The following is a 26,347-nucleotide window of genomic DNA, read 5'->3' on the forward strand; positions in this document are numbered from 1 at the left end:
CCTTGGTCTGCTGCGGGGACCGTTTCATCCTATCCAAGGCTGGAATAGCGGGATTTGCCTGCCCTCCGGCGGCCAAAAGTTCCGAGAGCTGCGGGAAAACTGACAGTCATCCTGTGATATTAAGGGCCTTGCAGAGCAGTAAGCACACTGATTGAATTAGGACACCGGAAATGGGGGCCCGGCACAACTTAACTGATTAAGGAGTGACAACATGGGCATTCTTGGATTTCTCATTTTGGGCCTGATCGCCGGAGCTATTGCGAAGGCAATCCTGCCGGGCCGCCAAGGCGGAGGCTGGGTGGTCACCTTGGTCCTCGGAGTTGTCGGGGCCATCCTCGGCGGCTGGATCGGTTCGCTGATCTTCGGCGGCGGACTGGCGGAATTCTTCGATATCCGCACCTGGCTCCTGGCCATTCTCGGTTCCATCATTGTGCTGCTGGTCTACGGGGCGGTCACCAACCGCAGCCACCGCAGGGTGTAGCGGCACCACATATTTACCAGCGCAGGACGCCGTCCTCCATCCCGGAGGGCGGCGTTCTTGCGTTAAAGCCTTCCCGGGCGCCAGACGCTGGAAGGTAACTAATGGGAACCGATTCCCCGCGGCATGTGGAAAGTGCTGCGTCCGCATTTATGATGTGCGAGGGGGTGGTGGTATGCCTGATTCAGGCCAGGCAAAGAATGTGGCGGTCCGGACATTCGGTGCGATTATTGACGCCAACCCTGACGCCCTCCTGGCCGTCACCGCAGACGGCACCATCACAATGGCAAACGCCGCCGCCGCAAGGCTCTTCGGGTTTCCACGGGAAGAGCTGACAGGCCGTGACTACCGGACGCTGCTGGCTGCCGGCTTCCGGGACGAGGTGGCCCGGCTGCTCCACCAGCTCATGCTCCGGCCCGGCGATTATCCGCCGCCACGCGCGGTTTACGGGCTGCACAGCGACGGCAGCGAGTTCTCCGCCGAGGTGGCGGGCTCCCTCATTCCCTTCGACGACAGCCACCAGGGACCAGTCCCCTTCCAGGAAAGGCCGGGCGGGTACGACGGCGGTATCCCCGCCGGCACGCGGCTCCTCCTCTCGGTCCGGGGTACTTCACACCGCCAGGCGGCGGACGCCGACCTGCGGCAGGCCATGTCCCTGCTCACCGCCACCCTGGAATCCACCGCCGACGGCATACTGGTGATGAGTTCCGAGGGCCGGGTGGCCGGCTTCAACGACCAGTTCCTGGCCATGTGGAACATTCCGCCGGAGCTTTTGGCGGGCGACACCGGAGAACCTGTCATGCGGCTTATCGTTTCGCAGGTTTCTGATCCCGTCGCGTTCATGGCCCGGCTGACGGAGCTGGAAGAGGACCCGGAAGCCGAAAGCCATGATGCCCTGGACTTCAAGGACGGCCGGACGTTCGAACGGTACTCCCGGCCGCAGCGCGTGGGCGACAAGGTGGTGGGCCGGGTCTGGAGCTTCCGCGACGTGACTTCGCGGCGGAAGGCCCAGGAGCAGGCGGAGCAGGCCATACTGGACCTCGCGGCGCAAGCCGAGAAACTGCGCGCCATGGCCTTCCAGGACCCGCTGACCGGGCTGGCAAACCGGGCAGTCTTCAATGATGCCCTGGCCGAAGCGCTGCAGGAGCCGCGGCTGAAAGCTGTGGACGTCCTCCTCCTGGATCTTGACGACTTCAAGGAAGTCAATGACATCCTCGGCCACCAAGCGGGCGACGACATGCTGGTCGAAGTGTCCCGGCGGCTCCGCGGCTGCACCCCCACCGCCGACGTGGTGGCGCGCCTGGGCGGTGACGAGTTCGTGGTGCTGCTGACTGCCTGCCCGGACCCCGACGAGATCGCCGCGTGCATCGTCCGGTGCCTGCACGTCCCGGTGACCATCAACGGCACTGTGCTGCGCCCCAGCCTGAGCCTGGGGCTCGCGTCGCTGGCGCATGACAGCGTGGGCCCGTCCGAACTCCTGCGGCAGGCTGACATTGCAATGTATGCGGCAAAGGCCGCCGGCAAGAACCGCTTCCTGCGGTTCCAACCGGACATGATGACGGCGCTCGTGCAGCGGACAGATATGGAAAGCGCGCTGCAGCTCGCCGTCCTCCACGGACAGATCTCGGTGGACTTCCAGCCCATCGTGTCCCACCGCATGGGCCAGGTGGTGAAGTTCGAGGCGCTGGCGCGGTGGGACCGGGACGGCGAGCGGATCCCGCCGTCGGTGTTCATCCCGTTGGCAGAACGCACCGGCCTGATCAGTGAAATCGGTGCGGAGGTGATGGCCCTGGGGATGGTGCAGCTGGCGGCGTGGCTGGGCGAGGATCCTTCGCGGTCCCTCTCCGTCAACGTCTCCGGGGTCCAGCTCCAGGATCCGGACTTCGCCGAGGGCGTGCTCCACCTGGCGGAGGCCAGCGGCGTGGCCGCGTACCAGCTGGTGCTGGAGGTGACCGAGAGCGTCTTTTTTGACGCTGACTGCAGCCTCATCAAGCAGCTCAGCACCCTGCGGGACGCCGGCGCGCGGGTGGCGCTGGACGATTTTGGCACGGGCTATTCCTCACTCGGCCGGCTGCAGGACCTCCCTGTGGATACCGTAAAGATCGATAAAAGCTTCGTATCTATGGTGCGTACCGGCGAGGAGCGGCTCCCCATCCTCAGTTCGATGATCAACATGGCCCACAGCCTTGGTTTGACAGTGACCGCGGAGGGTGTGGAAACGGCGGCGCAGGCCGACTACCTGACTGCGCTGGAGTGCGACTCTTTGCAGGGATACCTGTTCTCGCTCCCGGAGCCCGGGGAGCGGCTGGACCACGCGTTGCGCCGGGCGGAGGAAGCCCTTCAGGCCCTGAAGGCACGGTAGGTTCCGGAAGCAGGACAGCCCGGAGTACGTGCTGCCCTCCTGGGCGGGGTGAACGCCAGGGCATGGACGTTCATGGCCCATCGCGGTGTGCGTGTGGGCGGCCGGCCAGTTGCGGCTCAGCGCCGGGATTTCGACGTTCTCCCCCGCCCAGGGCCGGGACGCTGACGCGTTGCCGGGCGCAGCGGATGCAGCACTGTATGCAGCGAAGGCGGCGGGCCGGAACAGGGTGGAACTGGCCAGGTAGGACGGCAAAGAGCGACTGTCAGGCGGCTTTCTTGGTGCCCGGCTTTTTGATGCTGGGCTTCTTTACGGCCGGCTTTGGCTGGGCCGGATTTTCCTGGGCCGGCTTTGGCTGGGCCGGCTTTGGCTGGGCCGGATTTTCCTGGGCCGGCTTTGGCTGGGCCGGCTGTTCCTGGCTGGGCATCCGCTCAAGGCCTGCATCGCCCGCTTCTGCGGGAAGTGCTGCCTCTGCGGCGCGGCCCGGAACGGCCGCGCTGACGAAAGTATCGCCGTCGGCCATTTCTTCAGCGGCGTGGTTGCGGCGCCAGCGGCGGACCAGGTCGCCCGCGGCCAGCACGCCGGCGAGGGGCGTGAGCACTGCGGCCCCGTACACGAACAGCATCCAGGTCAGGGTGGTCAGCGGCGGCTGGTTGTTGTGCAGGAGGGACAGCCCTCCCAGCAGTCCCACGGCCCAGAAAAGAATTACTGCCGTCAAAACTGCAGCGGCGGGAAAATACTGGTTGGTCACGACTTTTTTCAGGGTTTCCATGCACTTCCTCCTGCCTGGCCGGGGGCTGCGGAAAGTGGCCGCATCAACACAAGTATGGGGCCGGACTCAGGCGAAACACGGCAAGACACCGTGGCGAGTGATGAACGTAACTGGCGGACCCGCCGTCGCGCGTTTTTGGAAGGATCTTTCCCGCTGCGGGCAGTCCCACTACGGTGAATTTGTCCGCCCGATTTCCAGGAGGTTTTCGAATGCGCAAAGTAACTGCCGGCCTGTTCCATTCCGTAGATGGCGTGGTGTCCGATCCCTACAAATTCCAGTTCGACAGCTTTGACGATGAGCTCGGTGAAGGCCTCACCCGGATGATGGACACCGTGGATACCGTGGTGCTGGGCCGGGTGAGCTACCAGGAATGGGCAGGCTACTGGCCGAACGCCTCAGTGGACGAGGACTTCGCGGCCTTCATCAACCCGGTGGAAAAGCATGTGGCGTCGCGGACCTTGACCGAACCGCTCGAATGGCAGAACTCCCACCTCATGGACGCCCCGCTGGAGGAGTTCGTAGCCAAGCTGAAGGAGCGCGAAGGCGGCGAGATCGCCGTCTGCGGCAGCATCTCCGTCACCAGGCAGCTGCTGTTCGCCGGGCTGCTGGACTCGCTCACCCTGATGACCCACCCCGTGATCGCCGGAACCGGCCGCCGGCTCTTCGAGGACGGAGACCCTGCAACACGCCTGGTGCTGCAGGACCAGCGGAGGACCAGCAAAGGCAACGTCATCAGCACCTACGGCCGGCTGGAGTAGGGCCCTGCATCTGCGGGCACCAGCAGCCTTGCGGGGCACATTGACACGTACGCGCCGGAACCGGCGCGGATACGGCACGTCTCGCTTTACGCTGCCCCGCGACGGACGAGGGCGGCGATGTCGCCGGGCGTTGTCCGGCAGCAGCCACCGATGATGCGGGCCCCCAGCTCCCGCCAGGCCGCGGCTCCATCAGCAAGGCCGGCGGGGTGCCCATCCTGGTTGCCGCTGCCAGGCGCTGGGGTCTGGCTCCAGGTCTTGGTCCCGGGATCGTAGGTTTCGCCTGAGTTGGGGTAGGCCACCAGCGGCTTTCCCGTGGCCCCGGCGAGCTCGGCGAGCGCCGGGGTGACCAGGTTTAGGGGCACGCAGTTCACGCCAACCGCGGCCACCCGGGCTTCGCCGTCGAGCAGTTCGGCCACTTTCGCCAGCGGGGTGCCGTCACTGATGTGCGCGCCGTCGCGGAGTGAGAAGGAGAACCAGGACTCGACGTCGAACTCCGCGCTGAGTGCCAACAGGGCCTCCGCCTCGGCGAAGGACGGCAGCGTCTCGAAGGCGAGGAAATCAGCGCCGGCTTCCACCAGCGCGGCAACGCGGGGACGGTGGAAGTCGTGGAACCCGGCTGGCGTGAGGACATAGTCCCCGCGGTATTCAGAACCGTCCGCCAAGTACGCACCGTAGGGGCCGACCGATCCGGCAACCAGCAAAGGGCCGCCGTCGGGATGGCCGGCGAGGTGTTCGCGGCGGGCCTCATCCGCCAGCCGGACCGAAAGGGCAACGAGCCCCAGGGCGTCCCGCTCGCTCATCCCCCTCCGGGCAAACCCCTGCGGCGTTGCCTGGTAGCTGGCGGTAGTGGCAATCCTGGAACCCGTTGCGAAGTAGTCGCGGTGGACTTCCCTGATCAACTGTGGCTGTTCGAGCAGGACCTTCGCGGACCACAAGGGATCGTCTAGACCGCAGCCGCGGGCCTCAAGCTCGGTGGCCAATGCACCGTCAGCAGGAAGGTACTCCCCGGATTCCAGCAAGGACGACAGTGGCGCGTTAGAAGGCATGGTAGTCATAATACGCATCTACTCATGCTTGTAATGATTGTTTCTTTCTGTCACGATGGCAGGCAACCGTCAGCCCGGCGGGAGGAAAGAGGACAGCTATTTGGACGTTCAACTGCACCCGGTACGCAAACTGCGCGTGCACTGGCCGATCAGCGGCACAACCTTCGGACAGCTGGCAAAAGGAGAAGCGGGTGCCTTCCGTGACGATCCGGGCATCGCAAACCTGCTGCAGGCCCTGGCGCAGTTCCGGGAACTGGGCGATTTCGGCAACTACAAGCACGTGTTCGAGTCCGGCCTGGGTTTCGAGGGTTTCACCAGCGCCGAGGGGGCCAATCCGACGCTGGGCCGGGTGGGCGAGCAGACCTTGTCCCCGACGTTCGTGTTCACTACCTACTTCGATGCCTCGTTGGAGGACGCCGCCGTCGAACGCTTCATGCGGCAGATCGTGGATATCCATCCGTGGGAAGTGCCCGTGATTGAACTGACCGGACCCATCAGCGTCTCCAGCACCGCGCTGGCACCCGAAGGAGCTGCCGCACCATGACAGGCACCACCGTCACCGCGTCCCTGTGGGAAGGCCTGCAGTCGGTGCTCGAGGGCAGGCAGTTCGTTGACCTGACGCACGCCTTCCACCCGGGGCAGCCGCATTTCGCCGCCTTTCCGGATGAGGAGCGGGAAGCCCTCTTCGACCTGGAGAAGGGTGACGGGTTCACCGCACACCACTATTCGATCGTGGGCCAATGGGGAACCCATGTGGACCCGCCCTCCCACTTCATCCGCGGCGGCAGGACACTTGACCAGATCCCGGTGGAGCAGATGATCCTTCCGCTGGTGGTCCTGGATATCACCTCACGGGTGGCCGGCGACCCGGACGCGACGCCCACCCTGCAGGACGTGCAGGACTGGGAAAGCCGGAATGGCACTATCGCGGCGGGCGCCTTCGTGGTGTTGCGGACAGGCTGGAGCCGCCGCTGGCCGGACCCGGACGCCATGGCCAACCGTGACAGCCACGGGTTAAGCCACACGCCCGGCTGGTCCCTTGAGGTGCTTGCCTTCCTGATCAAGGAGCGGTTGGTTTCGGCAGTAGGCCACGAGCAGACTGACACAGATCCCGGCCTCGCCACCTCCCGCCAGGACTTCAGCCTGGAAACCTATGTCCTGGAACAGGACTGCTGGCAGATCGAACTGCTGGCCAATCTGGACGGCCTACCGGAAACGGGCGCCGCCGTCGTCGCGACGTGGGCCAAGCCCCTGGACGGCAGCGGCTTCCCTGCCCGGGTGTTTGCCATCTGCTGAACCGGCGTCAGAGGGTGCCGGCGCAGGGCCGGAAAGTTTCTCCACTAGACTCGACTCCATGCCAAAAACCTCCAGCATGGGCCGCGGAATCATGGCTGTCCTGGCTGTGGGCGCCCGCCATGCGGCGGGACAACCCGGCGGGACGGTAGCCGACATAGCGGTGGACCTGGGCAAGGACCGCAGCCAGGTGTCGCGCAACCTGCGCAGCGCCGAGCAGGAAGGCTTCCTCACCCGCACCAACCAGCGGGCCTACGCCCTTGACTGGTCGGTCCTCACCGACGCCCAGTTACTGACGGAACGCCGGCTTCACAGTGACGGTGCCACCGCCCTGGAAGACCTGGCCTCCGAAACCGACGAAGCCTGCTTCCTTGGGGTCCTCCACGGCGACAGCACGGTGACCATCGGTGAAAGCGTTCCGGCCAGCAGCAACCTGGTGGGTTCGTGGCTGGGCCGTCCCTACCCCGCCTACTGCAGCGACGCCGGGCAGGCGGTGCTGTGGGAGGCATCAGAAGCAGAAGTGCGGACCGTCTTCGCGGACGTGGCCTTTGTGCGCCACGGCCCCAACACGCCCGCCGACGTCGATGACTTCCTTGCGCGCCGCGAGGCTGCGCGGGCGCGGGGTTACTCAGTCGTTGATGAGGAGGCCGAACCGGGGCTTTATTCGCTGGCCGTCCCGATCCGGGACTTCAAGGGCGATGTGGTGGCGGCCCTTCAGATCGTGGGCATCAAGGACCGGCTGGAGCCGCGCCGGGAAGCATGCGCTGCCGCGCTGGTGGCCCAGGGGAAGTGGCTCGAAGGCAGGCTCGGCTACCAGCCGCAGGACTAACTGGTCTTCTGAAAGGACCCGAGCCGCTCCGCGGCGCGATGAAGGGCAGCCGCGGCGGCTTCGGGATCAGGCCCGATCCCGGCCCGGCTTCCCAGCACACTGACTGAGGCAAGGATGGTTCCGCCGGCGTCCCGGACGGGCACCGCGACTTCCACCACCGCGTGCTCAAATTCTTCGGCAGCGGCAACGACCCCGGCCGCGCGGTCGCGGACCATCAAGTCCCACACCTCATCGGTGGAATGGGCAGCACCCGGCCCGCCGACGCCAATGTAGTTCACAGCCCCGAGCAGGGCACCGAGGGCTGCGCGGTCATGGTCCCACAGCAACGCCCGGCCCGCACCCGTGCACCACACCGGAGTCACCATTCCCGGCTTCACGAAGCTTCCGGGAACTGCGTCGTTGCTTGAACTCCTGACCAGGATGACCCGGTAGCCATCCCGGACCGAGAGGCGGGCCCGTAGCCCCGTCGATGCCACCAGAGCCTCAAGTTCGGTTCTTGCCTCCCGGACCCAGCCGGTGTTCAGTGAGGCGGCGAGGTTGAAGAAGCGCTGGCCGGTCCGGAACGGCCCCCGGTCCACGCGCTCGAGCAGTCCGAGCTCGCACAGTTCCTGCGCCAGCCGGGAGACGCGGCTTTGCTCCATGTCCAGCTCGGCGGCCAGCTGGGAAACGCCCAGCAGCTGCCGGCCCAGTTTCTCCCGGTCGGCCACCAGCCGCACGATCCGGAGCCCCTGCGCCATCGACGACGCCTCAGCGGACGAATCCACGCTTGCCCCTCCCCGCCGGTAACCTCGCCCCATTCTTCCACGGCCCCTCCCCTCGAAGGGCGAGGCAGGAAAGGGGCTGGAAAGAACGACGACGTCCGCCCGGAAGGTGCCTGCCCCACGCACCTTGCCGGCAGCCGCCGTCGTCGGTTCCCGTTACCCGGCGGGAAGGGCCTTACGCCCGTGCCGGAAGTGGAACCAGGCGTAGCAGGCTGCGACAAAAGGGATGCCGAAGTAGAGCGCGGCGGCCTGGGTGGAGTCGAGGGCGATGCCGATCAGGGAGGCGACGCACAGGGAGAACGCCAGGATGGGCACCAGCGGGAACAGCGGGGCCTTGTAGGCAAGGGCGGCCACGTCGCCGCCGCTCCGCACGAACGCACGGCGGTGGAAGAATTGCGAGGCGGTGATCGACATCCACACGCCCACCACGGCGAAACCGGCCACTGACACCAGCACCAGGTAGACCGTTTCCGGGGCAACCACGCTGCTGATCAGCGATGCGACGCCGCCCACCATGCTCACCGCGAGCGCGACCAGGGGGATGCCGCGGCGCGTCAGTTTCTTGAACGCCCGGGGTGCGTGGCCTTCGTCTGCGAGCGAGTAGAGCATGCGGGCGCAGGAGAAGAGGCCGCTGTTGCCAGCCGAGAGGAGGGCGGTGATGATCACGAAGTTCATGATGTCGGCGGCGAACGGGAGGCCGATGGCGGAGAAGACCGTCACGAACGGGCTCTCATCCAGGCCCACCTCGCTGTACGGGATGGTGGCGGCGATGACGGTGATGGCCCCGACGAAGAAGATGAGCAGGCGGATCACCGTGGTGCGCATCGCCTTGGGGATGCTGGTGGCGGGGTCTTTGGTTTCGCCGGCCGCCACACCGATGAGTTCGGAGCCGGAGAAGGCGTAGAAGACGGCGAGCACCGTGACCAGGACGCCGGTGAATCCGTTGGGGAACAGGCCGGCCTCGGTGGCGAAGTTTGCGAAACCGAACGGGTGGTCGCCCCCGCCGCTGCTGAGCGGGCGGAAGCCGAACAGGGCCGCGCCGCCCAGGACGATGAGGCCGATGATCGCGCCCACCTTCACAATGGCGAACCAGAACTCGGACTCGCCGAAGAACTTGGAGGACACGGCGTTGAAGCCGAAGAGGACCGCGGCGAAAACCAGGCACCAGACCCAGACCTCAACGTCCGGGAACCACCGCTGCATGAGCAGGCCCGAAGCCGTGAATTCCGAGCCGATGGCCACCGCCCAGCACAGCCAGTACAGCCATGCGGTGGTGAAGCCGGTGGCAGGGCCGATGGAGCGGGAAGCGTAGATGTGGAACGCGCCGGACACCGGGTAGGCAATGGCCAGTTCACCCAGGCAGGCCATCACCAGGTACACCACGAAGGCGCCCACCAGGTAGGCGATCACCGCGCCGAGCGGCCCGGCCTGGGAGATGGTGTAGCCGGAACTGAGGAACAGGCCGGAGCCGATCACGCCGCCCATGGCAATCATCACCAGGTGCCGCGGGCCCATGGAACGGCGAAGTCCCGACTCCGACGGCGGCGCGTCCGGCCGTGTGGCCAAATTTAGCGGCGATGAGTGTTCCACGGGCGTCTCCAAGGGGTTGGTGTGGCGAAGGTGCGTGCCGTCCCGGGTTCGGCCCGCCGGAAGAGCGGCTGCGGACATCGAAGAAGTGAACGGTGGCACTGCCGAAATTAGCACGCCTGCCGAAGAAACAATCAACAAAAGCATGTGTGCATGCTTATATTGCACACTTATTACCTTCTTTGACCACCGCGTGACGGTACGACGCCGGCACTCCCGCCGGTGCCGCCGTCGCCGTCTCCACGGGTAAAATTGTCCGGTTATGCATTGCTCTTACTTCGACGCCGCCTCCTGCCGCTCCTGCATCCACATGGGCAGGCCCTACGAGGATCAGCTGGCTGGCAAGCAGAGGCACTGCGAGACACTCCTCTCACCGCATGCGCAGCTGGAATGGCTGCCGCCCGTCGGGAGCCAGGAGTCGGGCTTCCGCAATAAAGCCAAAATGGTGGTCGGGGGAACCGCGCAGAACCCGACCATTGGAATCCTTGACGCCGAGGGCCAGGGCGTTGACCTGCGCGAATGCGGGGTCTGTTCACCGGGGCTACTGGCCTGCTTTCCGGTGCTGGCCGGATTCATCAGCCAGGCACGCCTGACACCCTATGACGTTCCGCGGCGCAGCGGCGAGCTCAAGCACGTAATCATCACCGAATCACCGGACGGCGAGGTAATGCTCCGGCTGGTCCTGCGGTCGGAACAGCTGGTGCCCCGCATCCGCAAGCACCTGCCGGCGCTTCTGGCCGCCCTGCCGCAGGTGAAGGTGGTCTCGGTCAACCTGCACCCGGAACACAAGGCTGTGCTGGAAGGTGACCGCGAGATCCTGCTGACGGAACAGTCCACGCTGCGGATGCGGGTTAACGGACTGGACCTGCACCTGCGGCCGCAGAGCTTCTTCCAGACGAACACCCCCATGGCCGCGGCACTGTACCGGCAGGGGCGCGAGTGGGTGGACGAACTGGACCCGGCGTCGGTCTGGGACCTTTACTGCGGCGTGGGCGGCTTCGCCCTGCACTGTGCCGGACAGTCGCGGCACGTGACCGGCATCGAAACCAGCCGGGAGGCCATTGCCTCGGCCCGGCTCAGCAGCAAGGAGGCCGGCCTGCAGCAGGTGGGCTTCCAGGCCGGGGACGCCACCGCCTTCGCCCTCGCGGCGGACCGCTCCCCCGAACTGGTGATCGTCAATCCGCCCCGGCGCGGCATCGGCAAGGAACTGTGCGGCTGGCTGGAATCCCGGGACGTGCAGCACCTGGTGTACTCCAGCTGCAACTCCCAGTCGCTGGCACGCGACCTGGCCGCACTCCCCTCATTCACAGCACGGCGCGCCCGGGTCCTGGACATGTTCCCGCAGACCGCGCACTACGAGGTGATGGTCCTGCTGGAACGCGCCAGCTGACCTGCCCCGGGTGCGCCGCGGCGCCCGACTAGCCCGGCGCCCGGCTAGCCCGACGCCCGGCTAGCCCCGGCGCACCCGCTCGACGGCGGCAGCGCTGGCTTCCTGCCCGGCGGCCCGCAGGCCCTCGATGACGCCCTCGGCGTCGGCGGCAGAGCGGTTCTGGCTCAGCTTTTCCTTGGCCTCGATCCGGGTGATCAGCAATTCAACGCCCACGATCGCGCGCAGCTGGCCGGCGATGAACCGCTCGGGCGCGTCGTCCACGCTCCACGGGTGTTCCCGTCCGCCCTCGTGCAGGCCGGTCAGGTGCCGGACGTGCCGGGCCAGCCAATCGGCGTCGTCATGGATCACCAGCCGGCCGTACACATGCGCGGTGGAGTAGTTCCAGGTGGGCACCACACGGCCGTGTTCAGCCTTGGACGGGTACCAGGACGGCGAGATGTACGCGTTCGGGCCTTCGAGGATGGCGAGCGCCTCCCCGGTCGCGGCGCCGGAGAACTGCGGGTTGTTGCGCGCTGCATGGGCATGGAGAGCGCCGTGCTCCCCCACGGACGGTTCGTAGACGAACGGCAGGAGCGTGGCCAGCAGTCCCTGGTCCGTCACGGTGACCAGGTTGGCCGCCGCCGGGCGGGTCAGGAGATCCCGGACGGCGTCGGGGCCGGCGGCAAAATGGGCGGGGATGTACATCGGAGAGTCCTTTTTCGGTGGTTGGGGCGGAGCTTGTCAGGAAGCGGAGCTTGTCAGGAGGCGGGCCGGTTTAGCCGGACGCGGACGGCGGCGCCGGCGCAGGCGATCACGGCCAGGCCGCCGACGGCTGTGGTCCAGGTGAGGGCCTCGCCCAGCAGGAGCGCAGCCCAGCAGATGCTCATGACGGGCTGCAGGAGCTGGATCTGGCTGACCTTCGCGATGGGCCCGACGGCCAGTCCGCGGTACCAGGCGAAGAACCCGAGGAACATGCTCACCACGGCGAGGTACCCGAAGGCGGCCCACTGGGCGGGTGTGGCCTCCAGCGGCTGGTCCCATATGGAGACCGCGGCCAGCGCCAGCATCAGCGGGGCGGCGAGGACCAGCGCCCAGGCGATGGTCTGCCAGGAACCGACTTCCCGTGCCAGCAGGCCGCCCTCGGCATATCCGACGGCGGCACAGGCCACGGCGCCGAGCAGCAGGAGGTCGGCCCAGTGCAGGTGCCCCATCCCGCCGGACTGCAGGACCGCGAAGCTGAGGGCCGCCAGAGAGCCGAGGCCGGTGACCAGCCAGAACATCAGGGGCGGCCGTTCACGGGTCCGCAGCACGGCCGCCGTCGCGGTGGCAGCGGGCAGGAGAGCGATGACCACTGCGCCGTGGCCGGCGGGTACGGCCGTGAGGGCATAGGAGGTGAGCAACGGAAAGCCGACGACGACGCCACCGGCCACCAGCGCGAGCCTTGCCCAGATCCGTGGTTGAGGGAGCCGCTGCCGCGTGAGTGCCAGGGCTGCCGCTGCCAGTCCGGCGGCGACCACTGCGCGGCCGGAGCCGATGAACAGCGGATCCAGGCCGGCCACTGCCACCCGTGTGAAGGGAACGGTGAGGGAGAAGGCGGCCACGCCCAGGAGTCCCCACCAGATTCCGGTCTGCGTCCTTGTCTCGGGATCGGACGGTATCACCGGCCGAACCAGGACAGTAGCGCTACTATTGTCTTTCATGAACAACGATAGCAGTTCCCGGATCGTTCTGGCACTCCGGCAGTGGATTTCCGGTGCTGCTCCCGGCGCCCGGCTGCCCTCCACCCGTTCGCTGGTGGCGGAGTACCAGGCCAGCCCCGTGACAGTGCAGAAGGCCCTGCAGACGCTGACGGCGCAGGGGCTTGTCGAAAGCCGGCCCGGTGTGGGGACCTTCGTGCGTGCTGCCCGGACCGCCCGGCCCTCCGACTATGGCTGGCAGACGGCGGCGCTGGGGTCGCCGTCGTCGGCCCTGCCGTCCTCCTCCAGCACCATGCGGGACGTGCCGAACCATGCCATCCCGTTCCACTCCGGTTATCCGGACCGGGAACTGCTGCCGGAGCGGCTGGTCCGCGGCGCCCTCACCCGAGCCGCGCGCGGCACTGCGGCACTGTCCCGGCCGCCAGCCGCCGGGATGCCGGAGCTCCAGCAGTGGTTCGCCCACGAACTGGGTTCCGCTACTCCCGCCGGCTTCACTCCTCCGGCGCCGAGCGACGTGATCGTGCTGCCGGGAAGCCAGAGCGGACTCAGCTCCATTTTTCGGGCGCTGGTGGGTGCCGGGCAGCCGCTGCTGATGGAGTCGCCCACCTACTGGGGCGCGATCCTTGCCGCGGCGCAGACCGGAGTCCGGGTGGTGCCGGTGCCGAGCGGACCTGACGGACCGGATCCGGCAGAACTGGCCAGGGCGTTCCAGGAGACCGGGGCGCGGGTGTTCTACGCGCAGCCCAACTACGCCAACCCCACCGGGGCGCAGTGGGCGCCGGGCCGTGGTGATGAGGTGCTTGAGGTGGTCCGCGCGCACGGGGCGTTCGTGGTGGAGGACGACTGGGCCCACGATTTTGGCATCACCTCGGATCCGGTGCCGTTGGCCACGCGGGACGATTCAGGCCACGTCATCTACCTCCGGTCGCTGACGAAAAGCGTTTCCACGGCTATCCGCGTCGCGGCGGTGGTTGCCCGTGGTCCGGCGCGGGAACGCATCCTCTCGCACCGCGCCGCCGAGTCGATGTACGTGAGCGGGCTGCTGCAGGCCGCGGCGCTGGATGTGGTTACGCAGCCAGGCTGGCAGACGCACCTGCGCAGCCTGCGCCAGCAGCTGCAGTCGCGGCGGGACCTGCTGGTCACCAGCATCCGCGAGCATGTTCCGCAGGCCCACATCGAGCTCCTGCCCAGGGGCGGACTGAACCTGTGGCTGCGGATGCCCGACGGGACGGACCTGGCGCGGCTCACACGGGACTGCGAGGACAACGGCGTGATCATCGCCGCCGGTACCGAGTGGTTCCCGGCAGAACCCGCCGGCGCGTTCGTCCGGCTCAATTTCGCCGGCCCCAATCCGGGCGCCTATCCGGACGGCGCCCGGGTCATCGGCGAGGCGCTGGTCAAGGTGGGTTAGGGCCTGACCCGTGGTGGACCCGCAGGAATGAATCAAGATTCATCCTGGCTCCTCCTCCCCCTGTGGACGGCGGCTACGCTGGCCATGCACGTCGCATCCGGCTCATTCATGGGGGCATAAAATGAACACAAGCCACGACCTCTTCGAGCCGCAGCGCTGCCTGGATGTGGGGCTGGTTACCGCAGGGAGAACCCGGCGAATAGGACCACTGAGGGGAATTCTGTCAGCTGCCTGCGCTGCTGCGTTCCTCCTGACCGGTTGCGGCGAATCTCAAGGTTTCATGAGTGCGGTGGTTGCTGACCAACCAAACCGCTCAGCACCTCAGCCGGATGAGTCAGGGCAGGCAGCACCACCTGAACCGCAATACGTGGCGCCGGCGCCGGCTCCGGCGCCGCCAGCCCACACCGCTCCCCCTGCGCCATCGGGCTGCGACCCCAACTATTCAGGGTGCGTCCCCATCGCCTCTGACGTTGACTGCGCTGGCGGAAGCGGCAACGGCCCGGCTTACGTCCAGGGCCCCGTACACGTCATCGGCAACGACCCCTATGGGCTGGACCGGGACAACGACGGTATCGGCTGCGAGTGACGCGGCAAGCGATGACCAGGATGCGTGCCTGAGCTTGCGCCTGCCCCAAACCTCAGGATCGCCGGGATCGGCCCCTGCCGAGGAACCCAAAAGCACGCATTCCGGGCCCGCCCAGGCCTGGCAACGCTTCAGGCGCCAGGCCGGACCAGTTCCTCGCTCTGCTCCCACAGGCCGCGGGCCAGTTCGTCGTCGTAGGCCTGGGGGTTGGCCTTGGCCAGTGCCCGCCTGGCGTAGTAGGCGCCGGAGAACCAATCGGCACCGGGGGTGCCGTTGATGAGCCAGAGCAAGGTGTCGGCGCCCTGGTCCGGGGTGAGCATGAAGCGGTTCAACAACGTCTTGTAGGCGTGCCGGAAGGGGCTGGTGGACTCGGCTGCGAAGTTGGTGCGGACCACGCCAGGGTGGAACGCCGCCGTCGTAATTCCCTTGTTTCCGAAGCGGCGGTGCAGCTCGGACGTGAAGAGGATGTTGGCCAGCTTGCCCGTGCCGTAGGCGCGGTTGGTGGAGTAGCTGTGCTCGGAGTTGAGGTCGAACAGGTCCAGTTTGCCGATGCCGTTGGCGGCGCTGGCGGTGTTGATGACCTTGGCGTTGCTGGCCGTGAGCGTGTCCATCAGCAGCGTGGTGAGCAGGAACGGTGCCAGGTGGTTGATCTGGAACGTCGACTCGTTGCCGTCCACGGTGAGGGTGTGCCTGCCCATGATGCCGCCGGCATTGTTGGCCAGGGCGTCAATGCGCGGGTAGTCGGAGTTCAGCTGCGCGGCGAGGGTGCGGACCTGGTCCAGCTCGGCGAAGTCGGCCACGAAGTAGTCCGCGTTGATGTCTTTGGCGAGGGCGCGGGTCTTCTCCGCGGAACGGCCGACGACAACCACCTGCTCCCCTGCCTGCGCGAGCGTCCGGGCTGCTGCCGCGCCGATGCCGTCGCTGGCGCCGGTGATGACGATGGTGCGAGGAGTCAAGGGATGTCCTTTGGTTTGTGGCGGAAAGGCGCCGGGAGCCGGCACACAGAGGGAAACAACGACGGCGGGGCGGCCGGTGTTCCCGCCCGCCGCCCCGGCCCGCAGATGTAAGTAGCACCAGGTGTCGTTTTGAGCGCTCAAAACGACACCTGGTGCTACCTAGTTGGGAGGGGGAACTAGCCTGCCAGCCCGGCCACCAGGAAGATCACCGCGGCAATGGCGAAGCCCATCACGCCGATCAGGGTTTCCATGACGGTCCAGGTCTTCAGCGTGGTCTTGACGTCCATGCCGAAGAAGCGACCCACCAGCCAGAAGCCGGAGTCGTTGACGTGGGAGACCACCACGGAACCGGCGGCGACGGCCAGGACCATCGCGGCAACCTGCATGCCGTTGAGTCCGGCGGTTGCGACGGCCGGGGCTATCAGGCCGGCGGTGGTGGTCAGCGCAACAGTGGCCGAGCCCTGGGCGATGCGGAGGATGGCGGAAATCAGGAAGCCGGCCAGGATCAGCGGGATACCCAGGTTGCCCAGGACGTCGGCGAGTGCCTGGCCGATCCCGGAGGCACGGAGCACGCCGCCGAACATGCCGCCGGCACCGGTGATCAGGATGACGGAGCAGACCGGTCCGAGGGAGGATTCGAGCAGCTTCTCCAGGGCGCCGGCATCCTTGCCGCGCTTGGCACCGAGGACGAAGGTGGCCACCAGCACCGAAATCAGCAGGGCCACCGGGGTTTCACCGATGGTGCGCAGGACCTGGAACCACTGCTCGTTCTTGACGTCCTCGGACAGCGCGCCGGAGGTGGCCAGGGTGTTCAGCCCGGTGTTGATGAAGATCAGGAGCAGCGGCAGGAGCAGCAGCCCGATGATGGTGCGGAAGCGCGGCGGGTGCGATTCGGCTTCGGCGGTGGCGTGGCCCAGCAGTTCCGGCACGGGAAGGACCAGCTTCTTGCCGGTGTACAGCCCGTAGAGGTAGGTGGTGACGTACCAGGTGGGGATGGCCACGATGAGGCCGGCAATGGTGACCAGGCCAACGTTGGCTTCGAAGAATGCGGAAGCGGAGACGGGGCCCGGGTGCGGGGGCAGGAAGATGTGCATTACGGAGAACGCGCCGGCGGCGGGCAGGCCGTAGCGCAGCACTCCCCCGCCCAGGCGGTGGGCGACGGCGAAGACGACGGGCAGCATGACCACCAGGCCGGCGTCGAAGAAGATGGGGAAGCCGAAGATCAACGAGGCAAGGCCCAGCGCGAACGGGGCGCGTTTTTCACCGAATATGCCGATGAGGTAGTCGGCCAGCACCTTGGCGCCGCCGCTGGTTTCCACGATCCGGCCGAGCATGGCGCCCAGGCCCACCAGGAGTGCCACGGTCCCGAGGGTGGTGCCGAAGCCGTTGATCAGGACCGGGACCACCTGGTTGGCGGGGATGCCGGTGGCGAAGGCCGTGGCGAGGCTGATCAGGATCAGGGCGATCAGGGCGTGCATGCGCAGTTTGATGATCAGGAACAGCAGCGCGACGATCGCGGCCGCGGCGATGAGCAGCAGGGGGCCTGCGCCCAGCGTCTGGGTCCATCCTTCGATGGTCATGGTTCTCCTTTGAAACAGAACTTTTGTTGGGGTTTGTGGGGTTTAGGAGGGGCAGGGCGCCTGTCCGGAGGAAAGCTTCAAGGCCTGCACGACGGCGGCGGCCAGCTCCTCCGGCGAGCGGGAGATATCGAGGCGGAGGCTGCCGGCGTCGAGCTCTTCCTGGCTGAGCGCCTCGAGCGTGGCCAGCTGGCTGGGCAGCAGGGTGGGCGGCATGAAGTGGCCTTCGCGGCCCTGCATCCGCTGGCTGATCAGGTCCGCACCGCCGTCGAGGTGGAGGAAGAGGACGCGCCCTTCGGCTTCGGACAGCAGCTGGCGGTAGCTCTTCTTGAGGGCCGAGCAGGTAAGGACCGTGCTGCAGCCGGCCTGCGCCTGGGCGGTCATCCAGTCGCGGATTTCCCGGAGCCAGGGCCAGCGGTCCCCGTCCTGCAGGGGAATGCCTTGGCTCATCTTGGCGATGTTGGCTTCGGGGTGGAATTCGTCGGCCTCGGCGCAGGCCCAGTCCAGCTGCTTGGACAGTGCGGCCGCGAGGGTGGATTTGCCGGATCCGGCAACGCCCATCACCACAAGATGCGTGGGTGGATACTGCATGTTCATACCTCCGGAGAAGACGTCTTTGGCTTTCGAAGAAGCTCGCTGCAAGCCCGCTTTAGGGCGCTACGCCATAAGGTATCACCTTTTGGGACGATAAATACTATCTTTCAGTGTCACAAGTCATACCTTTCCGTCATCTTGGCTATCCTGAAGGAGCGCTCCGGCGCGGGAAGGCGGAAACGATGTCGACGACGACGGTACAGAACGCGGATGACGCGCACGACGGCGGGGCTTCCCCAGCGATGCACGAGCGTGTTCTGGAGGCGGTCGGCATAGCTATCGCCTCCTTTGAGCTTTCGCCCGGCAGCCGGCTGACACTTGAGGGGCTGCAGCAGGACTACGGCATTTCCCGGACGGTGGCGAGGGACACCATGAAGGTCCTGGAAGCCATGAACCTCGTCTACTCGCGCCGCCGGGTGGGCATCGTGGTGCAGGAGCCTTCGCTTTGGAACGTCTATGACCCCAAACTGGTGCGGTGGCGGCTCGCGTCCGACCGGCGCGCCGACCAATACAGCAGCCTGACCGAGCTGCGCATCGCCGTCGAACCCATTGCCGCTGCCGGGGCCGCGCGCCGGGCAAGTGCGGCGGAGCGTTCCCAGCTCGTTGCCCTGGGCGCGGAGCTGCGCAGGCTGGGCGAAGCCGGTGACCTGCAGGGCTTCCTGGCGGCCGACATCGAGTTCCACCAGCTGCTGTTGCGGAGCTGCGGCAACGAGATGTTCCGGGCACTGGAAGACATGGTTGCGGAGGTGCTCACCAGCCGGACCAAGCAGGGACTCATGCCGTTCAAGCCCCGGAACGAGGCACTGCAGGCTCACGAGGACGTGGCCGCGGCGGTGGCACGCGGCGATACTGTCGTGGCCGAGCGGGCCATGCACCACATCCTGGACGAGGTGCGCGAGGCGATGGGCCTGCACTAGCCCGGTGGTTTCGCCTGCCACATGAAAAGGGGCACTGCCAGAACCCGGTCCAGCAGGGACTCCCAGCGCCGTGGCAGTTGCTGGTTTTGTTGGAAGCGTGGCAATCCCTACAAACAGCAAACTCCCTCACGTACCGACGACTGAACAACCAGCACTGGCACCCCCGTCCGGTCCGCCCGCTCCCACAAGAATCCCGAGGGCCGGACTTCTTGTCCTCGCAGCGGCGGGTTTTACCGCCATCACTACTGAGCTCCTTCCCTCCGGCCTCCTGCCGGAAATCAGCCGCGACCTAGGGGTGGCGGAGTCCGCCGTCGGATCGCTGACGGCCGTGTACGCGGCGGTGATTGTCTTCACCGCGCTCCCCTTGTCCAGGCTGCTGGCCGGACGCGTTCCCCGGAAGACGCTGCTGATCGCGGCCGTGTTCGCCTTCGCCTTAAGCAACGTGATACTGGCCCTCAGCCCGAATCTCCCGTTTGCCATCGGCGCCCGGCTCCTTGGAGGCGTGGCGCACGGGCTCCTCTGGTCGGGGATGGCGCCGTTTGTGGCGCGGATTGTCCCGGCGCATGCGGTGGGAAAGTCGATGGCCATAGTCTTCAGCGGCAACAGCATCGCCTTGGCCGTGGGCGCCCCGCTCGGAACCATGATGGGTGGCGTGCTGTCCTGGCGGTCCTCTTTCCTGGTTCTTGCCGGCGTTGCCGCACTCCTCGGGTTGCTGGCCGTTTGGCTGCTTCCCGCGGCGGCGGACGCAGGGCGGGAGTCACCGTCGCTGCGCGCCGCCCTGGCGGTACGGGGAGTCGTCGCCGTTGCAGTGGCCTGGCCGCTGCTGGTCCTGGCGCACTTCACGCTCTTCACGTACATCGCCCCGTTCCTGCTGGCCTCGGGCCTGCCGGCAAGCGCCGTGAGTATCTCCCTGACGGTGATCGGGGTGGCCAGCCTGGTGGGAATCTGGATTGCCGGCATCACCACGGACTCGCAGCCGCGGCGGTCCTTGCTGGCCACTGTGACCGGGCTCCTGGCAGTCTTTGCCCTGCTTCCCGCACTGGGCGGAAGCTGGGCGGGGGCGATGGCGCTGATGGCGCTGTGGGGAATCGCCTTCGGGGCCATCGGCATCTACAACCAGGCGGCGGTCCTTCGGGCCGGCGGTGAGCACCGGGACGCCGCCAACAGCCTGACTGTCGTCACCATCCAACTGGGCATCGCCGTCGGCGCCTCCTACGGTGCAGCGGCCTTCACCACCCTCGGCGCCGGCCTGGTGCCCCTGGCAGCGGCCATTCCGGTGGCCGCAGCCCTGGCGATCATTGCGGCGAACCGCAGGGGCGGCTACCCCGCAGGCCCCGGCGAAAGGCCAGCTAGTCCGCCGGCGCTGAGGTGGTCCAGGCTTACGGCGACGAATCCGCCCTGCAGCCGGCGGGCAATCAGCATTTGGACTTTTGGCGGCACAGGTGAGTTAACAAACGGCAAGGGCCGCTGCCGGAGTAGACTCCGACAGCGGCCCCCGGCCTAGGGCAATTCAACAACATCTGCCCTGCGGATTGCTGTCCTGGCGGTCGGTTCTGTCGCGCCAGAACTCCCGTTCGCTGAGTGGAGATTGGGTGTGTCCGGAGGAAACGTAGTGCTCCAGGTATTTCTGGTAGGCGTCCCCGCCCATCACTCCGGCAAGGTAACGGGCGACCCCCCGAACCCCTTCCACTATCGCGTTCACGGCCAGGTCCGCATCAGTGGTGCCCGGACTTTTCCAGCCGCAACTCGGCAGGGAGCTTGTTCCACTCGGCCATCAGTTCCCGCTCTGCCGCCGTGGGAATAAAGCCCGCCGGGGCGTAGCCCCGGGACGGGAAGGCCGGGTCTTCGTGGTCCGTATGGGCAACCCCGGCGGCCTCATTCTGGAAGGCTTTCACTGTGGCGATCACAGCCATTGTGATGACGGTGATGCTCAGCACGACGAAGATCACCGACAGCCAGCCCTGGATGGCGGTGTTGCGGACCACCGCTTCCATGGCCGCAACGGTTTTGGCCGTTCCAAATTCCGTCTTGCCGTCCGCAAGGGCCTTGGAGAAGGCCGCGTTATTGGCGAAGTAACCCACCGCGGGCACCGGGGAGAAAATCTTCTGGAAGCTGGCGGTGATGGTAACCACGGCGGCAAACGCCAGCGGCAGGGCCACAATCCAGAGGTACTTGAAGGAGCCGCGTTTGGCCGCGATGGCCAGGCACACGGACAGCGCGATGGCTGCGAGCAGCTGGTTGGCGATGCCGAACAGCGGGAACAGTGTGTTGATGCCGCCCAGCGGGTCGGTGACGCCCATCAGCAGCACCGCTCCCCACGCACCGACCATGACCGCTGTGCACAACCATGCCCCGGGCCGCCACGAGTGCTCCTTGAACTTGGGAACGAAGTTTCCAATGGAGTCCTGCAGCATGAAGCGGGCAACGCGGGTGCCGGCGTCAACGGCGGTCAGGATAAACAGCGCCTCGAACATGATGGCGAAGTGGTACCAAAACGCCATCATGGCCGTGCCGCCGATGAACTGCTGCATGATGTGGGCCAGCCCCACCGCCAGTGTGGGTGCGCCACCGGTGCGGGAGACAATGCTTTCCTCACCGACATTGGCGGCCGTCTGCGACAGGAGGTCCGGAGTCAGGTTCACACCGGCAAGCCCCAGGCTGTTTACCCACGTGGCCGCGGTTTCCACTGTTCCACCCGTCAGGGCGGCCGGTGAGTTCATGGCGAAGTACAGTCCGCGGTCAATGGAGATGGCAGCCACGAGAGCCATGATGGCCACGAAGGACTCCATCAGCATGCCGCCATAGCCGATCATGCGGGTCTGGCGTTCCTTCTCGACCAGCTTGGGGGTAGTGCCGGAGGAGATCAATGCGTGGAAGCCGGACAGCGCACCGCAGGCTATCGTGACGAAGAGGAACGGGAACAGCGCCCCGGAGAACACCGGACCGTTGTCCCGGCTGGCGAACTCGCTGAACGCGGGCACGGCGATTTCGGGACGGACCACGATGATGGCCAGCGCCAGCATGACGATGACGCCTATCTTCATGAACGTTGACAGGTAGTCGCGCGGAGCGAGGAGCAGCCACACAGGCAGGATCGCGGCGATAAAACCGTAGACAATGAGGCCCCAAGCGATGGTGACCTTGTCCAGGTGGAAGAACGCCGCGCCCCACTCGGTCTCCGCGACGATGCCGCCGCCGATGATGGCAGCCATGAGCAGGACGAAACCGATGATGGAAACCTCCATGACCTTGCCGGGCCGGAGGAACCGCAGATATACGCCCATGAACAGGGCGATAGGGATGGTCATGCCCACGGAGAACACGCCCCACGGGCTCTCACCAAGGGCGTTGACGACGACGAGCGCGAGGATGGCAACGATGATGATCATGATGAGCAGCGTGGCGACCAGGGCGGCGGTACCGCCGATCACGCCGAGTTCCTCGCGGGCCATCTGGCCCAACGACCGGCCGCCGCGACGCATGGAGAAGAACAGGACGAGGTAGTCCTGGACAGCTCCGGCAAGTACGACGCCGATGATGATCCAGATAGTACCCGGCAAGTATCCCATCTGGGCCGCGATGACGGGACCGACGAGCGGACCTGCGCCGGCGATGGCCGCGAAGTGGTGGCCGAACAGCACGTTGCGGTCAGTGCGGACATAGTCCTTGCCGTCCGCCTTGTATTCGGCCGGGGTGGCGCGGCGGTCGTTCGGCCTAGTGATGTACCGTTCGATCACTTTGGAGTAGAAGCGGTAGCCGATCAGGTATGTACAGACTGAGGCAAAGACAAACCAGATGGCGTTGACCGTTTCGCCACGGAGGATGGCGAGCATGAACCAAGCCACCCCGCCCAGAAGGGCAATTCCAACCCACAGCCCGATCTTGGCTGGTGTCCATTTATTATCTTCAGCTTCCCTCGCCTCACTCACCGCGGTTGCGGGCAGGGCTGGGTCGCTATTAAAAAAATCATCCGACGATGTGTTCGGTGACTCTACTTCGTACGTTTTTCCCACGTCTCGACTTTGAGAATCGGGCAACTGCATTTATCCACCTATTGGGTAGTTGAAGTATCGCAGCAGCCAGGCCAATGTGGGCCGGTCTTGTGCAGACCATCGCCAAAGCGACTGAACTGTGCGGTGGCTCACGTAAGAGCGAAGCTATAGAAGCATGGGCACCGCGGCGGGTCAAGGAACTTTCTGGGCTGGGAAAACAGCGTTGGCGCAATCTCTGGAAGAAGCGCCCTTCAGATGGCCAAGATGACGAATCTGATGTCCAAGATTACGGAGTTTCCCGTCTTTGCCAGGTGCCGTGAGGACGCAGTCGCTGGTCCGGGAGGACCGTCCTGCATCCGAATCGCGGCTCCCAGTTACGCTCGCGCCGCTTCATTAGATTGCTCCGCCACCACGGGCTGACCGGGTCAGCGCCACCGCACCCTCACACTGCTCCACAAACAACTAACTTGCCCTTAAAACGAAACTGCTCCCCGTAAGTCAGAACTGAATTTTCAGTCCAACTTTCGGGGAGCAGTCCAATAGGGCAAGCCCTACTTGAAGAAACCTAACGGTCCCGGAACTCTAAGTGATTAGAGAGCCTGGATGTTGGTGGCCTGGGGACCCTTGGGGCCCTGCTCGGTGTCAAAGGAAACCTTCTGGTTCTCTTCGAGGGAGCGGAAGCCGTTGGAGTTGATCGCGGAGTAGTGCGCGAAAACGTCCTGCGAGGAGTCGTCCGGGGAGATGAAGCCGAAGCCCTTTTCAGCGTTAAACCATTTGACGGTGCCAGTAGCCATTATTTTTGTCCTTCGTGAAGGTGGAGGGAAAGTCCCGACTTTCGGGCCCTCCGGCGTGGGGTGTTCAAAAACCGCTACTTCAGAAGAACACGGACTTTCGACCGCGCGTACTGCCTGAACTACCAACTGCATAAACACAACAACAGACTCAACACTACAGGAACTTATGCGTTTGCCCTACCACCAGCCCCGGCAGTGTCATGATCACGCCAAAAACCCTCCCGGATTACATCGCCATTCACGGTGCAGGCTCCCTCGACCAGCACCCGGTTTGGGCCTATTCTGCACTCATACCGAGCCGAATCCTTCGAACGGGAGACACCAGCCATGGAGATGCCCAAAGCAACCGAGGAAGACAAGGAACGCTTCCGGTCGGTCGTGCCGGCCCATCCGGACGTCGTGGTGAAGCCCATGTTCGGCAACCTGGGCGCATTCGTGAACGGCAACATGTTTGCCGGACTCTTCGGCCCCACCATCGGCGTCAAGCTCTCCGACGAGGACCGGGTGATGCTGGAATCCTCTGAGCGGACAGTCCCGTTCGGCCCGGCGGACCGGCCCATGGCAGGCTACAGCGGGCTTCCCGAGGTGTGGAACGAAGAGGGAGACGGCGACGACGCCCGGGCCAAGGCCTGGGTAACCAAGGCCTATGAGTTTGTCTCAACGCTGCCGCCGAAGGAACCCAAGGTCCGCGCGCCGAAGGCCGCCAAAAGGTAGCGGGGCTGCCCGGATTTGCGGCCCCTTGTTTACGTCCGGTTCGGGCGTAGGGTTCTTCCATGGAACCGATTCGGGCCATCCTGTTACCCGGCGCCGTGCTGCCTGCGGACCTGGCCTATAACTCTCTGATTGATGCCCTCGGGCCCGGTGTGCAGGCTGTTGCCAAGGACCTGGAGCTGTACAGGGACGACGAACCGGCAAAGGACTGGACCCTGGACACTGAGGTCGACGCCGTCCTGCGCGAAGCCGATGCCCGCGGTTGGGAGTCGTTCCACCTCGCGGGCTATTCCGGTGGCGGTGCCGCCGCGCTGGCGTTGACTGCCAGGCACCCAGAAAGGCTGCAGAGCCTGGCCCTGCTGGAGCCGGCCTGGGCGGGGACCTGGGACTGGAGTCCGGCCTACACGGAGCACCGGAAGAAGTACGGGCAGCTGGCAGCGCTCCCTCCGGAGCAGTTCATGACCGCCTTCATGAGGCTGGGAGTGAGGCCCGACGTCGTCCTTCCGCCACCCGAGCCTGGTCCCCCGCCGCCGTGGATGGCCAGGCGGCCCGCCGGCATCAGGGCGTTCCTCAGGACCTTCGAGAACTACGACCTGGACAGGTCCCGGCTGGCCGCCTTCAGCCAGCCGGTGTTCTTTGCCCTCGGCGGACTGAGTCATCCGGACGACTACGGGGAAATGGCGGCGCGGCTGGCACGGGTCTTCTTTCCCGACTTCCACCTGGAGGTGTTCCCGCGACGGCACCATTTCGACCCGCCTCACCGGATCGAGCCGAAGCGCCTGGCCGAAGGGCTCCTGCGGCACTGGGCAGCGGCCGAAGGAACCACACCCGGGCACGTCACGAATGCAGGGCGGGTCGATGCCCGAACCATGCCACGGGTCAGATCGGAATCCACTACTGCCGAGATTCTGCAGGACGTTCGCGGGGACCGTTAGGCAGACGCTGCCGCCTGCTATTTGGCTTGTCCAACAAACACGTGCAACTTATTCTAGGCTGGAAACCCCGGACCCAGCCACAACAAAGCGAGGCAAACGTGCACCAGGACGCCGCCCGGTTCCTGTCCCAGCCGGTGGCCGCCCAGCCGGGCTCGCCGCTGCGGGTCGCGGTGTACTCGCGGATCGCTGAGGCGATCCGCAACGGCCTCCTGACGCCCGGCTCCATGATCCCCACCGAGACCGAGCTCGGCGCCGACATGAAAGTGAGCCGCACCGTGGTCCGCGAAGCCCTCATGCTGCTCGAGGAGGACGGCCTGATCAGGGCGCGGCGCGGCGTCGGGCGTTTCGTCTCGGACACGCTCCCCCGCATCGGCATCGAGCGGATCCAGCCGTTCGAGGACGTGCTTGGCAGCCCGGGGCAGCAGCTTGAGGTGAAGCGCACCCAGGTGGTCCGGCAGGCAGCATCCGAGTTCGTGGCCCCCGGCATCGGGGTGGAGCCCGGCAGTGACTGCTGGCTTTGGGAATCGGTCCTGATCCGCGACGGCGAGATCATCGCGCACCTGCAGGAAAACGTCTCCGCGCAACCCGTCAGCATCGGCAAGAATGCCGCCTCGCCCCTGGAGATAAAGGACGACGGCGGCGCCACCTTGCTTGCCACCCTCACCAAACAGCTGGGCCGGCTACCCGGTCCCGGCGAGTGCCAGATCAGCCTGAGCCAGGCGGGGCCCAGCCGCGCCAAGCTGCTGGACCTGCGCCCGTCGGACCCGGTGCTGGTCCTCACGCAGTACGTCAGGAACGGCAGCCAGCCGTTCTACCTGGCCAAGTGTCTGATCGCGGCCCGCGCGGGGCATCTCTCGGTAATGCAGCAGTTCCAGTCCTGACTGCAATCGCCCCTCGAGCCGGTACTTGCCGCAAGCTCCGGCCGGAC

Annotated in this window: 27 protein-coding genes; 15 read left to right on the forward strand and 12 right to left on the reverse strand. The window is 66.1% G+C overall.

Features of this window, described 5'->3' with window-relative positions; translation table 11 throughout:
- Window positions 1-211 precede the first annotated feature (211 nt).
- The 3 genes from AC5RUU_RS14745 to AC5RUU_RS14755 all read left to right on the forward strand — a co-directional run bounded on the left by AC5RUU_RS14745 (window position 212) and on the right by AC5RUU_RS14755 (window position 3,084).
- Window positions 212-481 (forward strand): GlsB/YeaQ/YmgE family stress response membrane protein, encoded by a 270-nt coding sequence (locus tag AC5RUU_RS14745; protein WP_350004310.1) that lies wholly within the window; start codon window positions 212-214, stop codon window positions 479-481.
- 172 nt (window positions 482-653) lie between these two features.
- Complete coding sequence (locus AC5RUU_RS14750) at window positions 654-2,840, forward strand: sensor domain-containing protein (protein ID WP_493975948.1); 2,187 nt, start codon at window positions 654-656, stop codon at window positions 2,838-2,840.
- Window positions 2,841-2,931: 91 nt separating this feature from the next.
- A complete protein-coding gene (locus tag AC5RUU_RS14755; protein ID WP_493976099.1) occupies window positions 2,932-3,084 on the forward strand; it encodes a diguanylate cyclase domain-containing protein in 153 nt (50 codons plus the stop codon).
- Between the two features lie 18 nt (window positions 3,085-3,102).
- Here the strand turns inward: AC5RUU_RS14755 and AC5RUU_RS14760 are convergent, their stop codons facing one another.
- Window positions 3,103-3,609 (reverse strand): hypothetical protein, encoded by a 507-nt coding sequence (locus AC5RUU_RS14760; RefSeq protein ID WP_493975949.1) that lies wholly within the window; start codon window positions 3,607-3,609, stop codon window positions 3,103-3,105.
- Between the two features lie 209 nt (window positions 3,610-3,818).
- On the opposite strand from AC5RUU_RS14760, the gene AC5RUU_RS14765 reads away from it, so the two are divergent.
- Complete coding sequence (locus tag AC5RUU_RS14765; protein ID WP_493975950.1) at window positions 3,819-4,367, forward strand: dihydrofolate reductase family protein; 549 nt, start codon at window positions 3,819-3,821, stop codon at window positions 4,365-4,367.
- 86 nt (window positions 4,368-4,453) lie between these two features.
- Here AC5RUU_RS14765 and mmuM read toward each other — a convergent pair whose 3' ends face one another.
- Window positions 4,454-5,413, reverse strand: coding sequence for a homocysteine S-methyltransferase (mmuM, locus tag AC5RUU_RS14770; protein ID WP_493976100.1), 960 nt, complete (start codon window positions 5,411-5,413; stop codon window positions 4,454-4,456).
- 55 nt (window positions 5,414-5,468) lie between these two features.
- Here mmuM and AC5RUU_RS14775 point away from each other — a divergent pair, with 55 nt between their 5' ends.
- From AC5RUU_RS14775 to AC5RUU_RS14785, 3 genes are read left to right on the forward strand one after another with little or no spacing between them, the layout of a single operon-like run.
- Entirely contained in the window at window positions 5,469-5,957 is a 489-nt protein-coding gene (locus AC5RUU_RS14775) for a hypothetical protein (protein ID WP_493975951.1), read from the forward strand.
- Window positions 5,954-6,709, forward strand: coding sequence for a cyclase family protein (locus tag AC5RUU_RS14780; protein WP_493975952.1), 756 nt, complete (start codon window positions 5,954-5,956; stop codon window positions 6,707-6,709). Before AC5RUU_RS14775 ends, AC5RUU_RS14780 begins: the two co-directional genes overlap by 4 nt.
- Window positions 6,710-6,767: 58 nt before the next feature.
- Window positions 6,768-7,535 (forward strand): IclR family transcriptional regulator, encoded by a 768-nt coding sequence (locus AC5RUU_RS14785; RefSeq protein WP_493975953.1) that lies wholly within the window; start codon window positions 6,768-6,770, stop codon window positions 7,533-7,535.
- On the opposite strand, the gene AC5RUU_RS14790 is transcribed toward AC5RUU_RS14785, so the two are convergent.
- Window positions 7,532-8,299, reverse strand: coding sequence for an IclR family transcriptional regulator (locus AC5RUU_RS14790; protein ID WP_493975954.1), 768 nt, complete (start codon window positions 8,297-8,299; stop codon window positions 7,532-7,534). The two genes, AC5RUU_RS14785 and AC5RUU_RS14790, sit on opposite strands and share 4 nt — an antisense overlap.
- Window positions 8,300-8,452: 153 nt before the next feature.
- The gene (locus tag AC5RUU_RS14795) at window positions 8,453-9,886 is read right to left on the reverse strand and encodes an amino acid permease (protein WP_493976101.1); all 1,434 of its coding nucleotides are present in this window, start codon (window positions 9,884-9,886) and stop codon (window positions 8,453-8,455) included.
- A 259-nt stretch (window positions 9,887-10,145) separates the two neighbouring features.
- On the opposite strand from AC5RUU_RS14795, the gene rlmC reads away from it, so the two are divergent.
- Window positions 10,146-11,273 (forward strand): 23S rRNA (uracil(747)-C(5))-methyltransferase RlmC, encoded by a 1,128-nt coding sequence (rlmC, locus tag AC5RUU_RS14800; protein ID WP_493975955.1) that lies wholly within the window; start codon window positions 10,146-10,148, stop codon window positions 11,271-11,273.
- Between the two features lie 60 nt (window positions 11,274-11,333).
- Here rlmC and AC5RUU_RS14805 read toward each other — a convergent pair whose 3' ends face one another.
- Both AC5RUU_RS14805 and AC5RUU_RS14810 read right to left on the reverse strand, forming a co-directional pair.
- Entirely contained in the window at window positions 11,334-11,957 is a 624-nt protein-coding gene (locus AC5RUU_RS14805) for an FMN-binding negative transcriptional regulator (RefSeq protein ID WP_493975956.1), read from the reverse strand.
- Between the two features lie 53 nt (window positions 11,958-12,010).
- Entirely contained in the window at window positions 12,011-12,952 is a 942-nt protein-coding gene (locus AC5RUU_RS14810) for a DMT family transporter (RefSeq protein ID WP_493975957.1), read from the reverse strand.
- On the opposite strand from AC5RUU_RS14810, the gene AC5RUU_RS14815 reads away from it, so the two are divergent.
- Both AC5RUU_RS14815 and AC5RUU_RS14820 read left to right on the forward strand, forming a co-directional pair.
- Window positions 12,951-14,360 carry an aminotransferase-like domain-containing protein gene (locus tag AC5RUU_RS14815; protein WP_493975958.1) on the forward strand — a complete coding sequence of 470 codons (1,410 nt, stop codon included), beginning with the start codon at window positions 12,951-12,953 and terminating at the stop codon, window positions 14,358-14,360. The genes AC5RUU_RS14810 and AC5RUU_RS14815 overlap by 2 nt on opposite strands.
- Window positions 14,361-14,640: 280 nt before the next feature.
- Window positions 14,641-14,946: a hypothetical protein gene (locus AC5RUU_RS14820; RefSeq protein ID WP_493975959.1), complete on the forward strand. Its 306-nt coding sequence runs from the start codon at window positions 14,641-14,643 to the stop codon at window positions 14,944-14,946.
- A gap of 128 nt (window positions 14,947-15,074) precedes the next feature.
- Here AC5RUU_RS14820 and AC5RUU_RS14825 read toward each other — a convergent pair whose 3' ends face one another.
- The 3 genes from AC5RUU_RS14825 to AC5RUU_RS14835 all read right to left on the reverse strand — a co-directional run bounded on the left by AC5RUU_RS14825 (window position 15,075) and on the right by AC5RUU_RS14835 (window position 18,067).
- On the reverse strand, window positions 15,075-15,899 hold the full coding sequence (locus AC5RUU_RS14825; protein ID WP_493975960.1) for an SDR family NAD(P)-dependent oxidoreductase: 825 nt from the start codon (window positions 15,897-15,899) through the stop codon (window positions 15,075-15,077).
- Window positions 15,900-16,075: 176 nt separating this feature from the next.
- Window positions 16,076-17,479: a GntP family permease gene (locus AC5RUU_RS14830; protein ID WP_493975961.1), complete on the reverse strand. Its 1,404-nt coding sequence runs from the start codon at window positions 17,477-17,479 to the stop codon at window positions 16,076-16,078.
- 42 nt (window positions 17,480-17,521) lie between these two features.
- A complete protein-coding gene (locus AC5RUU_RS14835; protein WP_493975962.1) occupies window positions 17,522-18,067 on the reverse strand; it encodes a gluconokinase in 546 nt (181 codons plus the stop codon).
- 185 nt (window positions 18,068-18,252) lie between these two features.
- Here AC5RUU_RS14835 and AC5RUU_RS14840 point away from each other — a divergent pair, with 185 nt between their 5' ends.
- A complete protein-coding gene (locus AC5RUU_RS14840; RefSeq protein WP_493975963.1) occupies window positions 18,253-18,987 on the forward strand; it encodes a FadR/GntR family transcriptional regulator in 735 nt (244 codons plus the stop codon).
- Between the two features lie 154 nt (window positions 18,988-19,141).
- A complete protein-coding gene (locus AC5RUU_RS14845; protein WP_493976102.1) occupies window positions 19,142-20,491 on the forward strand; it encodes an MFS transporter in 1,350 nt (449 codons plus the stop codon).
- A 6-nt stretch (window positions 20,492-20,497) separates the two neighbouring features.
- Here AC5RUU_RS14845 and AC5RUU_RS14850 read toward each other — a convergent pair whose 3' ends face one another.
- From AC5RUU_RS14850 to AC5RUU_RS14860, 3 genes are all read right to left on the reverse strand, one after another.
- Window positions 20,498-20,689 carry a YbdD/YjiX family protein gene (locus AC5RUU_RS14850; protein ID WP_493975964.1) on the reverse strand — a complete coding sequence of 64 codons (192 nt, stop codon included), beginning with the start codon at window positions 20,687-20,689 and terminating at the stop codon, window positions 20,498-20,500.
- Between the two features lie 13 nt (window positions 20,690-20,702).
- Window positions 20,703-22,820, reverse strand: coding sequence for a carbon starvation CstA family protein (locus tag AC5RUU_RS14855; protein ID WP_493975965.1), 2,118 nt, complete (start codon window positions 22,818-22,820; stop codon window positions 20,703-20,705).
- A 749-nt stretch (window positions 22,821-23,569) separates the two neighbouring features.
- Entirely contained in the window at window positions 23,570-23,773 is a 204-nt protein-coding gene (locus AC5RUU_RS14860; RefSeq protein WP_009372930.1) for a cold-shock protein, read from the reverse strand.
- Window positions 23,774-24,100: 327 nt separating this feature from the next.
- Between AC5RUU_RS14860 and AC5RUU_RS14865 the strand changes: the two genes are divergently transcribed.
- The 3 genes from AC5RUU_RS14865 (at window position 24,101) to AC5RUU_RS14875 (ending at window position 26,300) form a co-directional block, all read left to right on the forward strand.
- Window positions 24,101-24,487, forward strand: a complete 387-nt coding sequence (locus AC5RUU_RS14865; RefSeq protein WP_493975966.1) for a TfoX/Sxy family protein — start codon at window positions 24,101-24,103, stop codon at window positions 24,485-24,487.
- 59 nt (window positions 24,488-24,546) lie between these two features.
- Window positions 24,547-25,419, forward strand: a complete 873-nt coding sequence (locus AC5RUU_RS14870) for an alpha/beta fold hydrolase (RefSeq protein WP_493975967.1) — start codon at window positions 24,547-24,549, stop codon at window positions 25,417-25,419.
- Between the two features lie 98 nt (window positions 25,420-25,517).
- The gene (locus tag AC5RUU_RS14875) at window positions 25,518-26,300 is read left to right on the forward strand and encodes a GntR family transcriptional regulator (protein WP_493975968.1); all 783 of its coding nucleotides are present in this window, start codon (window positions 25,518-25,520) and stop codon (window positions 26,298-26,300) included.
- The last annotated feature ends 47 nt before the right edge of the window (window positions 26,301-26,347 follow it).

Source organism: Arthrobacter sp. K4-10C, assembly GCF_059090085.1.

Bases quoted from the DNA above. Each gene is read 5' to 3' on its own strand.
- AC5RUU_RS14860 (WP_009372930.1), bottom strand. From the start codon at position 23,773: ATGGCTACTGGCACCGTCAAATGGTTTAACGCTGAAAAGGGCTTCGGC.
- mmuM (WP_493976100.1), bottom strand. From the start codon at position 5,413: ATGCCTTCTAACGCGCCACTGTCGTCCTTGCTGGAATCCGGGGAGTAC.
- AC5RUU_RS14855 (WP_493975965.1), bottom strand. From the start codon at position 22,820: ATGCTCGCCATCCTCCGTGGCGAAACGGTCAACGCCATCTGGTTTGTC.
- AC5RUU_RS14840 (WP_493975963.1), top strand. From the start codon at position 18,253: ATGTCGACGACGACGGTACAGAACGCGGATGACGCGCACGACGGCGGG.
- AC5RUU_RS14805 (WP_493975956.1), bottom strand. From the start codon at position 11,957: ATGTACATCCCCGCCCATTTTGCCGCCGGCCCCGACGCCGTCCGGGAT.
- AC5RUU_RS14810 (WP_493975957.1), bottom strand. From the start codon at position 12,952: ATGAAAGACAATAGTAGCGCTACTGTCCTGGTTCGGCCGGTGATACCG.
- AC5RUU_RS14745 (WP_350004310.1), top strand. From the start codon at position 212: ATGGGCATTCTTGGATTTCTCATTTTGGGCCTGATCGCCGGAGCTATT.
- AC5RUU_RS14775 (WP_493975951.1), top strand. From the start codon at position 5,469: ATGGCAGGCAACCGTCAGCCCGGCGGGAGGAAAGAGGACAGCTATTTG.
- AC5RUU_RS14830 (WP_493975961.1), bottom strand. From the start codon at position 17,479: ATGACCATCGAAGGATGGACCCAGACGCTGGGCGCAGGCCCCCTGCTG.
- AC5RUU_RS14865 (WP_493975966.1), top strand. From the start codon at position 24,101: ATGGAGATGCCCAAAGCAACCGAGGAAGACAAGGAACGCTTCCGGTCG.
- rlmC (WP_493975955.1), top strand. From the start codon at position 10,146: ATGCATTGCTCTTACTTCGACGCCGCCTCCTGCCGCTCCTGCATCCAC.
- AC5RUU_RS14780 (WP_493975952.1), top strand. From the start codon at position 5,954: ATGACAGGCACCACCGTCACCGCGTCCCTGTGGGAAGGCCTGCAGTCG.
- AC5RUU_RS14820 (WP_493975959.1), top strand. From the start codon at position 14,641: ATGAGTGCGGTGGTTGCTGACCAACCAAACCGCTCAGCACCTCAGCCG.
- AC5RUU_RS14760 (WP_493975949.1), bottom strand. From the start codon at position 3,609: ATGGAAACCCTGAAAAAAGTCGTGACCAACCAGTATTTTCCCGCCGCT.
- AC5RUU_RS14750 (WP_493975948.1), top strand. From the start codon at position 654: ATGCCTGATTCAGGCCAGGCAAAGAATGTGGCGGTCCGGACATTCGGT.
- AC5RUU_RS14870 (WP_493975967.1), top strand. From the start codon at position 24,547: ATGGAACCGATTCGGGCCATCCTGTTACCCGGCGCCGTGCTGCCTGCG.
- AC5RUU_RS14765 (WP_493975950.1), top strand. From the start codon at position 3,819: ATGCGCAAAGTAACTGCCGGCCTGTTCCATTCCGTAGATGGCGTGGTG.
- AC5RUU_RS14815 (WP_493975958.1), top strand. From the start codon at position 12,951: ATGAACAACGATAGCAGTTCCCGGATCGTTCTGGCACTCCGGCAGTGG.
- AC5RUU_RS14785 (WP_493975953.1), top strand. From the start codon at position 6,768: ATGCCAAAAACCTCCAGCATGGGCCGCGGAATCATGGCTGTCCTGGCT.
- AC5RUU_RS14835 (WP_493975962.1), bottom strand. From the start codon at position 18,067: ATGCAGTATCCACCCACGCATCTTGTGGTGATGGGCGTTGCCGGATCC.